The organism is Kitasatospora sp. NPDC004799, assembly GCF_040609095.1.
GTDB lineage: Bacteria > Actinomycetota > Actinomycetes > Streptomycetales > Streptomycetaceae > Kitasatospora.
This window is the reverse complement of sequence record NZ_JBEXJK010000250.1, coordinates 1-12358: the sequence shown is the minus strand read 5'-3', so window position 1 is coordinate 12358 and position 12358 is coordinate 1. Positions and strand designations below refer to the sequence as shown.

Below are 12358 nucleotides of genomic sequence, written 5' to 3'. Positions count from 1 at the left end.
CGGCTTCGTGATCACCTGGGGGTCGCGCCCCGGACACAGCGCCCGCGGCTTCTGGCGCCGCCGGGCCGCCAAGATCTACCCGCTGCACGTGCTCATACGGCCTCGCCCTCCTCGACGGAATCAGCGGAATCAACGGAACCGGCGGAATCAGCGGCATCGCCGCCCCCGCCGCGCCGCGCCCGGCGCCGGGCGTGCGCGTTGTCGGCGGCCCCGGTGATCGCCGCGACGATCTGCTCCTGGGTGGTGCCCGCCACCGGGAAGAGGCCGTTGTTGCGCCCCAGGCGCAGCACCGCGACGGTGTCCGCCACCGCCCGTACGTCGGCCATGTTGTGGCTGACCAGCACCACCGCCAGGCCGCGTTCGCGCAGCCGCTCCACCAGGTCGAGGACCTGGGCGGTCTGCTCGACGCCGAGCGCCGCGGTGGGCTCGTCCAGCACCACCAGGGCCGGCTCGCCGACCAGCGCGCGGGCGATCGCCACCACCTGCCGCTGCCCCCCGGACAGCGCCGCCACCGGGGCGCGCACGTCGGGGATGCGGATGGCGAGGGTGTCCAGCAGCCGGCGGGCGTGCTGCTCCATGGCGACCTCGTCGAGCAGGGCGCGCCGGCGCTTCTCGCGGCCGAGGAAGAGGTTGGCGATGACGTCGAGGTTGTCGCACAGCGCGAGGTCCTGGTAGACGGTCGCGATGCCGAGGTCGGCGGCGTCCTGGGGGCGGGCCAGGCGCACGGGCCGGCCCTGCCAGGTGAGGGTGCCCTCGTCCACGGGGTGGACGCCGGCGACGGTCTTGACGAGGGTGGACTTGCCGGCGCCGTTGTCGCCGACGAGGGCGAGGACCTCGCCGGCGTGGACGGTGAGGTCGACGTCGGTGAGGGCCTGGACGGCGCCGAAGCGCTTGGAGACCGCGCGCAGCTGCAGGACGGGTGCGCCTGTCACGGGAACAACCACCTTGGGGGAGGGGTCACTTGGCGGGGTAGGGGCTACTTGAGGCCGGCGGCGGCGCACGCGGCGGCGTAGTCGGCGGTGCACACGTCGGAGGCCTTGTAGAGGCCGTCGGCCAGGACGGTGGCGGCGATGTTGTCCCTGGTGACGATCTTGGCGTCCAGCAGCTTGGCGGGGATGCCCCGGTCGGTGGCGCTGTCGACGCTGGCGGTGGCGATGGCCCGTACGTCCTTGCCCTGCAGCAGGGCGACGGCGATCTCGGCGGCGGCCTCGGCCTGCGGGCGGTAGGCCTTGTAGATGGTGTACGCCTGCTCGCCGGCCACGATGCGCTGGATCGCGTCCAGGCCGGCGTCCTGGCCGCCGACGGGGACCTTGATGCCGGCGCCCTTGAGCTGGGTGATGATGGCCGCGGCCATGCCGTCGTTGGCGGAGTAGACGCCCTGGAAGCCGTTCCTGCCGAACTCGGTGACGGCGGCGGAGATCTTCTGCCCGGCGACGACGGGGTCCCACTGCCCGGACTGCTCGTAGACGACCTTCCGGACCTTGCCGTCCAGGACCTTGTGCGCGCCGGTCTTGAACTGCGCGGAGTTCGGGTCGGCCTCGTCGCCGTTGATCATGACGATGCCGGCCTCGGCGGCCTGCGGGCCGAGCGCCTCCAGCAGGGCCTGGCCCTGGAGTTCGCCGACCTTCTCGTTGTCGAAGGAGGTGTACGCGGCGACCGGGCCGGCGGCCAGCCGGTCGTAGGCGACGACCTTGACGCCCTTGGCGGCGGCCTCCTGCACCCAGCCCTGGGTGGACTTGGCGTTGTACGGGTCGAGGACGATCACCTTGACGCCCTGGGCGAGCAGGGTGTCGAACTGCTGCTTCTGCTTGGCGGCGCTGCCCTCGGCGTTGTTGTACAGCACCTTGCACGACGCGCACAGGGCCTTGACCTTGGCCTCGATGAACGGCCGGTCGAAGGACTCGTAGCGCACCGAGGAGGCGTTCTCGGGCAGCAGCAGGCCGATGGCGTTCGGGTCGCCGGTGGGCGACGCCGCGGCGCCGGCGCCACCGGCCTTCCCGCAGGCGGCGGTCATGGACAGGGTCAGCGCGAGGCCCACGGTGCAGACGAGGGCGCGACGCAGGACGGCGTTCATAAGATGCCTCTCCCTGGGGTCGCCGCGACTTTGCGGCGGGGGTGGGGGGAGTTAAACCTGAGCGCGTACATGACGTCAATAAGTAAAACCAGACTGCCCGCGATCCGCCACCACTCGTTATCTTCGTGAACGCTCACCAGGCCGACGGGCGCGAAAACGGCGGTGCCCGCCGCTCCCCTCACGCGGCGGGCACCACCCCGGCACGAACCTGAGAGACCGTCAGGGACGGTCGAGCGTGATCGAGTTGATCGGCCCCAGGTCGTAGTAGACGCCCTTCGGCGAGGAGAGGTCGTAGACGCAGTCGCCCCCGCCCGAACCCCGGCACAGCCGCGCGTGCGCGCCGCCGGTCTGGTTGTTGAGCACCCAGTGGTGCCCGTACTGGCCGCTCAGCTGGTGCGCGCCGTAGCTCCAGTAGACCTCGCTGGGGCTGACCGCCGGGTCCTGGTCCTGCGGGTAGACGCAGACCGCGCCCGACGGACAGCCCGCCCACTCGCCGTCCGCGGCACCGGCGCCGCCGGCGCCCACCGTGGTCAGGGCCGCGGCGGCCAGGGCCAGGGCGGCGACGGCACGGTTGATCCTGCGCATGGGGTTCTCCCTCGACTGGTACGGGGACGGACGACCCGCCCCCGCGGTGCCCGCCAGCCTAGGAAGCCGCCGCCCGCGGCGGTCCCTGACATCCGACAGGGGCGCGCCTGCTTGCCACCCGGGCCGCGAACCGGCACGAGCCGCGCCGGGCCCCGCAACAGCGGCCCCCGGGAGGTTCAGTGCGGGTGCCCCAGGTACGGGAAGTCCGCCAGCAGGTCGGTGTGCGGGCCGATGTGGTCGCTCGCGACCTTCCCGTCGGTCAGCATCGTCAGCCGCGCCGAGGTCACGTCGTCCGTCAGCGTGCGCCCGTTCGGGTAGCCCGCCGGACGGGAGCGGTCGTAGCGCAGGACGTCCGGCAGCACGATCCGCAGCTGCGCCTCGGCGGCGTCGGTGGTGTACCCGCCGAAGTGCTGCAGCTTCGCCGTCCACGGCTGCCGGTAGTTCTCCCAGTCGTCCACCGGGTCCCCGGCGTTGTACGCGTCCTTGGCGTCCTCCTCGTTGAAGTACGCCGTCAGCGACGGGTGCGCGCCGCGGTCCACCGACACCAGGTGCCCGTCCCTGCGCACGCTCACCCGCGCCCACACCCCGATCTCCGGACCCTCGCCGAACGCCGCGTCCGGGCCCTCCAGCACGATCCCGAACACGTTCTTGTCCGCGCCCCAGTCCACCCCCGTCCACTGGAAGTCCTTCACGATCCCGTCCAGGTCCGCGAAGAACGGGTCGCTGCGCAGCCCCGCGCTCACCCGGTACGCCCCGGCCCGGACCACGGCGGGCTCGGCCGTGAAGCTCACCGGCGCCCCGGACACCAGCACCTCGCCGCCCGCCTCCGGCCCGCGCGCCCCCTCGCCGGTGGCACGGCGCACCGTCATGGTCTGCGGCCCGTCCGCCGGGTCGGAGAAGGTGAAGCCGTACGCCACGTCGGCCCGCCGGTCCCCGTCGGTGTCGACGTCGATCCGGTACACCGCCTGCGGGTGGAAGGCCTGCCCGCCGGTCGGCGCGACCGGGTTCACGTTCATGACCAGGACGGTGCGGCCCGGCTGCGGCGAGGCGAAGGCGAACAGGTCGGTCAGGTCCAGGCGCGCGTCACCCTCGGGTGAGCGCAGGTTCGGTCCGCTGAGGTGGTGGGACAAGGCGTCTCTCCGGGCGTCGAGTGCTGCGTACGGACACCCCCCGGCCCCCGCCGTCATTGCTAGCACGCCCGCCCGCCCCCGGCCCGCCCACCGCCGCCACCCGGGCGAGCGGGGCGCCGTGCGGCGCGCACCCGCACGAGGACGCGCACCCGCACGAACGCGCGCGCCGACGGGCCCTACACCCGCCACCGCCCCACCTCGTGGACCCGCGCCGGGGCCGCCGCGCCGACGGCGCGCTCGAACAGCGCGCCGCTGCGGCTGCCCGCTACGGTGCGCACCCAACGCCAGCCCCGCGCCCGGTAGTAGGCGTGCAGCGCGGCGTTGTCGCTCCACACGTTCGCCCGCAGCAGCGCCGCGCCCGCCCGCCCGGCCCGCCAGGCGGCCCAGTCGCCCAGAACGGCGCCGATGCCCTGCCCGGCGTACCGGCGGTCCACCGTGAACGAACTCAAGTAGTAGGCCCGGCAGGCGAGTTCCTCCCGGCTCCACAGCCGGGGGCTGCCCGCCGGGCGCAGCGTGAGGGTGGCGACCGCCTCCCCCCGCGGGGCGGGCGCGGCGACCACGGTCGCGCCGCGGGCGATCATCGCCAGCCCGCGCTCGGCGTCGTACGGGGAGGACCACTGGGCGGAGCCGTGCTCCAGGGCGATCCAGGCGGCGGCCTCCGCCCGCAGGGCGGCCAGCCGGGGCAGGTCGGCGGGCACCGCGGTGCGCACGTACAGCGCCGCGGGCGCCCTCACCACGGCGCGGCGGCCCGGTCCGGCCCGGCCCCCGTCCGCGGCCCGGGCAGCGCCACCGGCTCCGACAACGGCTCCGACAGCGGCTCCGACAGCGGCTCCGACGGCACCTGAGGCAGCGGCTCCAGGACGAAGCCCGCCCGCAGCGCCTCCACCAGCCGCCGCCCGGCCACGGTGAGCACGGTGCCGTCCGGGCCGGTCAGCGGGTACCGGGCGACGATCCGCCCCAGCGGCACCCCGGGCTCCAACACCATGCCGGGGGAGGGAAGTTGGAGCAGCACGCAGTCGTCCGGCCCGCACTCCAGCAGGCCGAACCCGGTCCCGCAGTACGCCAGCCGCCCGTCCTTGAGCCGGTGCAGCCCGCCGACCGGCGCCGCCGCCACCCGTACCGGGCCGCCGGTGTGCCGCACCACCAGCTGCACCGCGTCGGCCGCATCCGTGCGCGCCTCGCCGCCGGTGGCGTGCCCGTACACCTCCAGCACGTGGCGCAGCGCGGACGGCAGCGCGTGCTCGGCCAGTTCGAGCTCCCCCAGCAGCCAGGTCGAGCCCTGCATCCGGCAGTTGAGCTCCAGCAGCAGCGGGCGCTCGCCGTCCAGGACGAAGTCGGCGCCGAACAGCCCCCGGTAGCCGAGCGCGGCCAGCGCCTCGCCCACCCGCCGGGCCACGGTGGCCGCCCGGGCCACGGCGGGCTGCGACAGCCGGGCCGGCGCCGCGAAGTCGCAGCCCGAGTAGGTGCCGAACGGCGCGCCGACGCCCTCCACCCGGGTCAGCTGGACGGACGGGCGCAGCACCCGCACCGTGCTGTCCGCCGACACCAGGACGTGCACGTTGAGCGCGGGCCCCTCGACGTAGCCGCTCACCAGCCACGGCCCCGCGCCCGCCCGCAGGGCCGGCAGCAGACCGTCCTGCCCGGTGACCAGATGGGTGCCCACCCCGCTGGAGCCCGTCGGCGTCTGCACCACGTACCGGTCGCCGAAACGGCGCCGCAGCTCCCGGTGGTCGAGCGCCGGCACCACCGCGTCGGGCGGCGTCACGGCGCCCACCGACCGCAGCCACGCGCGCTGCGCCCGCTTGTCGCCCAGCACCGGCAGGGCCAGGCGCGGCGGCTCCACCACCCGGGCGCCCAGCGCCTCCAGCGCCGCACGCCACGCGGGCCGCACCCCCGCGTACGGCAGCAGCGCCAGCTCCCGGCCCCGCCACGCCCCGGCCGCCGCACCGCCGGCGGCGGCGGTCCGGCGCAGCACCTCGTGCACGCCCGTCCCCGTCCCGGTGCGGTCGCGCACCGAGCGCTGCGGCTCCAGCGCGTGGAAGGCGGCCCCGAGCCCGCCGGCCCAGCCCGCGTCCGCGCCCTCCACGCTCACCACCGCGGACAGGCAGCCGGTGCGCAGCAACGGCAGCATCAGCAGGGGACGGGAACAGCACGACAGCCCGGGCACGGCCCGCAACCGGGCCACCGCTTCGTCACAGGAGGTGATCACCCCCGCGATTATGGAGACCCGCGACCGGGCCCGCCGCCGCCGCGCACCCCGCCCCGCCCCGCACGTGGCACGCCCCGCCCCCGCCCTCACCCGAACGGAGGAACCCCCCGCGTTGACGGCCCGTCGGCGCCGCTGTCGGCGGCCCGTACTACCGTGCACGAATGGACAGCCGCACCACCCACCGCACCACCCGCGCCGCCGCCGTACCGACCTGGCGGGTCACCGGGACCGCCGGCCTGGAGACCTCCTGGATCGACCTCGGCGCCACCGCCCTGACCGCCCGCGGCCGCGCCGCCGCGGCCGAACCCGCCCCCTACTGGCTCGACTACGAACTCGACACCGGTGACGGCTTCACCACCCGCCGCCTGCACGTCACCGCCCGCACCCCCGACACCACCCGCACCCTCGACCTGCGCCGCGACGAGGCCACCGGCCGCTGGAGCGTCGACGGCACCGAACGCCCCGACCTCACCGGCGCCCTCGACTGCGACCTCGGCCTGTCCCCGCTCACCAACACGCCGCCCGTCCTGCGCCACGCCCTGCACCGGCAGCCCGGCGAGCACCACTTCCTGATGGCCTGGGTGCGCGTGCCCGACCTCGTCGTCGTCCCCTCCCGCCAGACCTACACCCACCTGCGCCGCCACCCGGACGGCCGCGCCACCGTCCGCTACACCAGCGGCGACTACCGGGCGGACCTGCTGCTGGACGCCCACGGCCTGGTCGCCGACTACCCCGGCCTGGCCCACCGCATCGCCTGAAACGGCGCCCGCTACCGGGCGGGCGCCGACCCGCCCCTGCCGCTCCGCGCCCGCACGGAGCCCGCGCCCCGCCACCGCGCCCCCGCACCCCGCGCCTGCCCCGCGCCCGATCCCGCCACCGCGCCTGCCGGGCTTCGTCGTCGGCGAAGCTTTTCCCGACGGATCGTCATATCGTATGCCCGCACGCGTCCTGTACGGAGGAGGCCCCGACCGGGCCCCGCACCGCCGAGGAGACGGCACATGACCCACCTCCGCCGCCGCACCGCCGCGGCCGCGCTCGCCCTCGTGGCCGGCCTGACCGCGGCCGCCGCCACCGCACCGGCACAAGCCGCACCGGCCGCACCCGCCGAAGCCGCGCCGGCCGCCGGCATCCCCCGAGGGCTCGAGAGCTACTACCAGCAGCGCCCGGCCTGGCACAGCTGCGTCCAGGGCCCCCAGGACGAGGACGGCGCCGCCCTGGAACGCGCCGGCGCCCGCTGCGCGGAGGTCACCGTGCCGCTGGACTACGCCGACCCCCGCGGACGCACCGTCACCCTCGCCCTCTCCCGGATCGCGGCCACCGACACCCGCCACCGGATCGGCACGCTGCTGCTCAACGACGGCGGCCCCGGCAGCCCCACCCTCGGCGCGCCGCCCCGGGTGCACGCCGCGCTCAAGGACACCGCCGCCCGCTTCGACATCGTCGGACTGGACACCCGCTTCACCGGCCGCAGCGCCCCCCTCGACTGCCACTGGCCGATCGGCTACGACATCACCTCCGCCGGCACCACCCGGGCCTCCTACGAACGCCAGGTCGTCTTCCAGCGCGACCTCGCGACCCGCTGCCGCTCGGCGGCCGGCGACCTGCCGGCGCACGCGGGCACCCGCGACCAGGCCCGGGACCTGGACGTCGTGCGCGGCGCCCTCGGCGAACGCCGGATCTCCTACCTCGGCCTGTCCTACGGCAGCTACCTCGGCACCGTGTACACCCAGATGTTCCCCGGCCGCTACGACCGCATGGTCCTGGACAGCGCACCGAACCCGGCCCACGCCGGACCGGAGCTGCTCCCCAACATGGCACCGGAGAACGAGCGGGCGATCGCCGACTGGGCGCAGTGGGCGGCGGCCCGCCACGACACCTACGGGCTCGGCCGCACCCGCGAGGAGGTGCTCGCCGGGATCCTGCGCACCATCGAGGCCGCCGGGGCGCGCCCGCTCGTCCTCGGCACCGGCGCGGACGCCTTCGAACTCGACGACACCCGGGTGCCGATGATGCTGTTCGGGAACATCTCGGGCGACTCCGACGCCGAACGCGCCGCCCTCGCCGAACTCATGGCGCAGCTCGCCCAGGCCGCCCAGGGCCGCCCGGTCACCCCCTCGGACGCGACCACCGCCATGCTCCGCTTCCTGTACACCCCGCAGGGATCGCAGCTCGGCAGCATCTCCCAGGCCATCATGTGCGCGGACGGCACCGCGCCGCGCGACCCCGAGGACTACTGGCGCCGGATCGAGCGCGACCGCGCCCGCTACCCACTGTCCGCCCCGCTGCTCGACAACATCTCCCCGTGCGCCTTCCTGGACCCCCCGCGCGAGGCGCCCACCGAGGTGCGCCGCGGCGCCCGGGCCCTGATCCTCTCCGCCACCGGCGACCCGCGCACCCCCCACCGCGACAGCGTCGCCCTGCACGCGATGCTCCCCGGCTCCCGGCTGCTCACCCTGCAGGGCGCCAACCAGCACGGCCTGTACGGGACGTACGGCAACGCGTGCCTGGACGACGCCGTCAACGCCTACCTGGCCGGCGGACGCCTGCCGGAGGCCGACCTGACCTGCACCAAGGCGTAGCCGCGAGGCACCCCGGCCGGGACACCCCCCGGCCGGGACGCCCGGCCTGCCCCCGCGGGTAGAACACGGACAGCGTGCACCCGGCGACGGTCGACGGCACGTGCCACGACCCCGCCGGAGCGTGCAGGAACGCCCCGGCGGGGTGGTCGCGCGCCCCGTCGTTGAACGTCCCCGCCACCACGAACACCTCCTCCGGGCCCGGCTCGTGGACACCGCGCCCCGACCAGCGCGAACCCGCCGCCATCTCCAGCACATGGGCCTGCGCACCGTCCGCCCCCCCGCCACAGGGCACGCAGCCGGATGCCGGGGAACAACGCGCGGACGGGCGCGTCGTCGAGCGACGCGCAGGTGCGGCCCTCCTGGGCCAGGATCTCCGGGTCCATGCCCCCACCGTGCCCGCCCCGGCACCGCCCGGACAGGCCACGGCGCGACACCCCGGGGTGCATTCCTGCCGTGCACCGCGTGGCCGCCCTGGTGCGGCCCGTGCAGTCGACCTTCGAACTCGGCTGCGCCGCCGAGGTCTTCGGCACCCCTTGAGCCGTACGGCCAGGTACGAACCGGGCGGCCCGGCCGCGCGGGCCGGCGACACCCGAACACCGATGGCGTGACCGGCCGGCGGGCGGACACGGGCGCCGGCGGACGGCAGGGGAGCGGGCACCGTGCGGGCGATCCGTTCTCCGGCCTCCCGGCCCCGGCTCAGGGGCCGTAGGCACTCAGGAAGACGTCCACCGCCTCGGCGGCCGCCTCCCGCCGGTCCGCGTCCGGCCGCAGGTCCAGGGCACCGGTGAGCAGGGAGAGGAGGTGGCAGGCGGCGCGGTCGGGGTCGCAGGGGCGCAGCCGGCCGGCCAGGACGAGGCGGGCCAGGCGGTCGGCGAGGGCGGCGTGCGGGCGCAGCAGGACGCGCTCGCGCACCGCGGCCGCGAGGTCGGGGAACTGCACCGCCTGGGCACAGGCCAACTGCCGTACCGTGCGGGCCTCCTGGTCGCAGGTGGCCGACAGCAGGGCGTGCGCGGCCGCGGTGAGGGCCGGCCGCAGGTCGTCCGGACCGGGTGCCGTCCGCAGCGGTTCGACGGCGCTCACCGCCCGGGCGCCGACGCGCTCGGCCGCCGCCTCGACGGCCTCGCGGTAGAGGCTCTCCTTGTCGGCCAGGTGGCTGTAGACGGTCGGCTTGGCCACCCCCGCCTCACCCGCGATCTCCTGCACGCACGCCTGCGCGTAGCCGCGCCGCGCGAAGACCGCGAACGCGCCGTCCAGGATCGCCTGCCGCCGCTCGATCCGGCCACGGCCCGTACGCCCGGCGCCGGTTGACACGTCTGAACTCACCGGTTCAGTCTAAAGCCAGAACCGACAAGACAAGTTTTCTGAACCAGCTAGTTCAAGGAGAGTCGCGTGATCGTCCACATGCTGCGCTTCGCGTTCAAGGAGACCGCCACCGAGGAGGACCGCGAGCGCGTCCTCGCCGCCATGCGCCGCACCGCCTCCGTCGAATCGGTGGCCTTCTCGACGGTCGGCCACAGCCTCGACACCGATGGCGGGTACACCCATGCCTACTGCGTCGCCATCCCCGACCTGCCGGCCCTGCGCCGGTACATGCACGACCCCGTCCACCTCGCCGGGGACCCGCAGATCCTGCCGTACCTGGCCCGCATCGCCATCGGCCCCGACCTGTCCGACGACCCCACCCCCGGCCTCGCCGACCGGATCCTCGCCCTGCACGAGGAGAAGGTCGCGCTCTACCCGCAGTGGGGCGCCGAACTCGCCCCGCTGCTCGCCGCCTGACCGCCCGCCGCCTGACCGCCCGCCGCCCGCCCGTGCTGCGGGAACGGGCGGTGGGGGAGGGCGAGTTGGCCCCGGCGCCGCATCGGCGCCGGGGCCCGCGTCACCCGATCGGGTGGCGGGGGTCGCCGTTACCCGTGCCGTGACGGGTGCGTGGGTAGCGTCGGGCCATGATCGTGGAGTCGTCAAACGCCCTGACGCACCGACGATTTGGCTTATTGTCATAGAAGTAAAGAGGCATCGTCGCATGGCAGAGAAGCGCCTGAAGTCCTGGGGCAACAACCGCTCCGGCCAGCTCGGGGACGGCACCTGGGCCGACCTCCGCACCACGGCCACCGCCGTGCTCGGGCTCACCAGCACCGACGTGGTGAAGATCGCCGCCGGCGGCTTCGGCCCCGCCGCCGGCCACGGGCTCGCCCTGCTCGCCGACCGCACGGTGCAGTCCTGGGGCGTCAACGGCGCGGGCCAGCTCGGCGACGGCACGGTGTTCAGCCACAACGCCCCCGGCCAGGTCGTCAACCTCGCCGACGCCGTCGAGATCGCCGCCGGCGGCGCCCACAGCCTCGCCCTGCTCGCCGACGGCACGGTCATGGCCTGGGGCCAGAACAAGTACGGCCAGCTCGGCAACGGCACCAGCGCCGACAGCAGCGTCCCCACCCGGGTCGAGGGCCTCAACAGGATCGTCGCCATCGCCGCCGGCCTGCACCACAGCCTGGCCCTGCGCGAGGACGGCACCGTCTGGTCCTGGGGCTACAACTTCAACGGCCAGCTCGGCGACGGCACGTCCACCAACCGCGGCATCCCCGCACCGGTCACCGGCCTGACCGGGGTCAGCCTGATCGCCGCCGGCGCCGGCCACAACCTCGCCCTCGTCGGCAAACCCGGCACCGGCGCCACCGTCAAGGCCTGGGGCTACAACGCCACCGGCCAGCTCGGCGACAACACCACCATCAACCGCTTCACCCCGGTCACCACCCAGGCGACCTGGAGCGGCGGCGTCACCCGGATCGCGGCCGGCTGCAACCACAGCATGGCCGTCGTCGACGACGAGAACCGCCTCAAGGCCTGGGGCCAGAACACCGCCGGCCAGCTCGGCGACGGCACCACCGTCTTCCGCGTCGTGCCCGTCACCGTCCCGGGCCTGACGGGCGTACGGCTGGTGGCCGGCGGCCGCGAGCACACCGTCGCCCTGTCCGGCACCAGCACCGTGCACTCCTGGGGCAGCAACGGCTCCGGCCAGCTCGGCGACGGCACCACCACCGACAGCAGCACCCCGGTGCCCACCCTCACCGCGCTCACCGGCATCGACAAGCTCGCCGCCCCCGTCGGCGGCGACTTCAGCCTGGCCAACTGAGGGCGCCTCAACCGTGCCCGGCCGTCCCTCCTGTCACAATGCGCGTGAACGTTTCGTAGCCGACACCATGCAGACAGTGAGGTAGTCATGTCGAAGGTCAAGCTGAGCACCAGCCACGGCGACATCGTTCTCCGGCTCGACGCGGAGAAGGCCCCGGCCACGGTGGAGAACTTCCTCCAGTACGTCCGGGACGGCTTCTACGACGGGACGGTGTTCCACCGGGTGATCAACGGGTTCATGGTCCAGGGCGGCGGCATGGAGCCCGGCCTGAGGCAGAAGAAGACCCGCGGCCCCATCCAGAACGAGGCCGACAACGGGCTGAAGAACACCGAGTACACCGTGGCGATGGCCCGCACGGGGGACCCGCACTCGGCCACCGCCCAGTTCTTCATCAACGTCGCCGACAACGGCTTCCTGAACCACAGCGGCAAGAACCCCCAGGGCTGGGGCTACGCCGTCTTCGGCGAGGTCGTCGAGGGCCAGGACGTCGTCGACACCATCAAGGCCGTGCCCACGGGCTCCAAGAGCGGCCACCAGGACGTCCCCAAGGAGGACGTGCTCCTCGTGAAGGCCGAGGTCGTCGAGTAGGAGGACGCTACGGAGTGGGAAGTCGGCCCGGCCGACTAACCCCACCCCCGCCGGCCCCCCAGC

The 12358-nt window shown here is 74.8% G+C and carries 12 protein-coding genes and 1 pseudogene; 5 read left to right on the top strand and 8 right to left on the bottom strand.

The features are described from left to right. Positions 1-92 precede the first annotated feature (92 nt). The 6 genes from ABZW03_RS26960 to ABZW03_RS26935 form a co-directional block, all read right to left on the bottom strand. Positions 93-932, bottom strand: a complete 840-nt coding sequence (locus ABZW03_RS26960; protein WP_355263375.1) for an ATP-binding cassette domain-containing protein — start codon at positions 930-932, stop codon at positions 93-95. A gap of 44 nt (positions 933-976) precedes the next feature. Next, positions 977-2074 (bottom strand): substrate-binding domain-containing protein, encoded by a 1098-nt coding sequence (locus ABZW03_RS26955; RefSeq protein ID WP_355263372.1) that lies wholly within the window; start codon positions 2072-2074, stop codon positions 977-979. 219 nt (positions 2075-2293) lie between these two features. After that, on the bottom strand, positions 2294-2659 hold the full coding sequence (locus ABZW03_RS26950) for a hypothetical protein (protein ID WP_355263369.1): 366 nt from the start codon (positions 2657-2659) through the stop codon (positions 2294-2296). 176 nt (positions 2660-2835) lie between these two features. After that, positions 2836-3789 (bottom strand): DUF4331 family protein, encoded by a 954-nt coding sequence (locus ABZW03_RS26945; protein ID WP_355263366.1) that lies wholly within the window; start codon positions 3787-3789, stop codon positions 2836-2838. A gap of 176 nt (positions 3790-3965) precedes the next feature. Further along, a complete protein-coding gene (locus tag ABZW03_RS26940; protein WP_355263363.1) occupies positions 3966-4526 on the bottom strand; it encodes a GNAT family N-acetyltransferase in 561 nt (186 codons plus the stop codon). Further along, entirely contained in the window at positions 4520-5998 is a 1479-nt protein-coding gene (locus tag ABZW03_RS26935; RefSeq protein ID WP_355263361.1) for an ATP-grasp domain-containing protein, read from the bottom strand. The genes ABZW03_RS26940 and ABZW03_RS26935 overlap by 7 nt, the downstream gene beginning before the upstream one ends. Before the next feature lie 161 nt (positions 5999-6159). Between ABZW03_RS26935 and ABZW03_RS26930 the strand changes: the two genes are divergently transcribed. Further along, positions 6160-6756, top strand: coding sequence for a putative glycolipid-binding domain-containing protein (locus tag ABZW03_RS26930; protein WP_355263358.1), 597 nt, complete (start codon positions 6160-6162; stop codon positions 6754-6756). 240 nt (positions 6757-6996) lie between these two features. After that, positions 6997-8577 (top strand): alpha/beta fold hydrolase, encoded by a 1581-nt coding sequence (locus ABZW03_RS26925; RefSeq protein WP_355263355.1) that lies wholly within the window; start codon positions 6997-6999, stop codon positions 8575-8577. A 49-nt stretch (positions 8578-8626) separates the two neighbouring features. Here ABZW03_RS26925 and ABZW03_RS26920 read toward each other — a convergent pair. Together ABZW03_RS26920 and ABZW03_RS26915 are read right to left on the bottom strand one after the other, a co-directional pair. Continuing rightward, positions 8627-8960: pseudogene (locus ABZW03_RS26920) on the bottom strand (cupin domain-containing protein); the annotation flags it as partial. A gap of 313 nt (positions 8961-9273) precedes the next feature. Next, a complete protein-coding gene (locus ABZW03_RS26915; protein WP_355263352.1) occupies positions 9274-9900 on the bottom strand; it encodes a TetR/AcrR family transcriptional regulator in 627 nt (208 codons plus the stop codon). A gap of 66 nt (positions 9901-9966) precedes the next feature. Between ABZW03_RS26915 and ABZW03_RS26910 the strand changes: the two genes are divergently transcribed. The 3 genes from ABZW03_RS26910 (at position 9967) to ABZW03_RS26900 (ending at position 12295) form a co-directional block, all read left to right on the top strand. Continuing rightward, positions 9967-10356, top strand: coding sequence for a Dabb family protein (locus tag ABZW03_RS26910; protein ID WP_355263349.1), 390 nt, complete (start codon positions 9967-9969; stop codon positions 10354-10356). 244 nt (positions 10357-10600) lie between these two features. Next, positions 10601-11707, top strand: a complete 1107-nt coding sequence (locus ABZW03_RS26905; protein ID WP_355263346.1) for a hypothetical protein — start codon at positions 10601-10603, stop codon at positions 11705-11707. Between the two features lie 87 nt (positions 11708-11794). Further along, entirely contained in the window at positions 11795-12295 is a 501-nt protein-coding gene (locus tag ABZW03_RS26900; protein ID WP_355263343.1) for a peptidylprolyl isomerase, read from the top strand. Positions 12296-12358: the final 63 nt, after the last annotated feature.

Coding starts and splice junctions, on each gene's coding strand:
- ABZW03_RS26955 (WP_355263372.1), bottom strand. CDS start 2,074: ATGAACGCCGTCCTGCGTCGCGCCCTCGTCTGCACCGTGGGCCTCGCG.
- ABZW03_RS26950 (WP_355263369.1), bottom strand. CDS start 2,659: ATGCGCAGGATCAACCGTGCCGTCGCCGCCCTGGCCCTGGCCGCCGCG.
- ABZW03_RS26930 (WP_355263358.1), top strand. CDS start 6,160: ATGGACAGCCGCACCACCCACCGCACCACCCGCGCCGCCGCCGTACCG.
- ABZW03_RS26925 (WP_355263355.1), top strand. CDS start 6,997: ATGACCCACCTCCGCCGCCGCACCGCCGCGGCCGCGCTCGCCCTCGTG.
- ABZW03_RS26905 (WP_355263346.1), top strand. CDS start 10,601: ATGGCAGAGAAGCGCCTGAAGTCCTGGGGCAACAACCGCTCCGGCCAG.
- ABZW03_RS26900 (WP_355263343.1), top strand. CDS start 11,795: ATGTCGAAGGTCAAGCTGAGCACCAGCCACGGCGACATCGTTCTCCGG.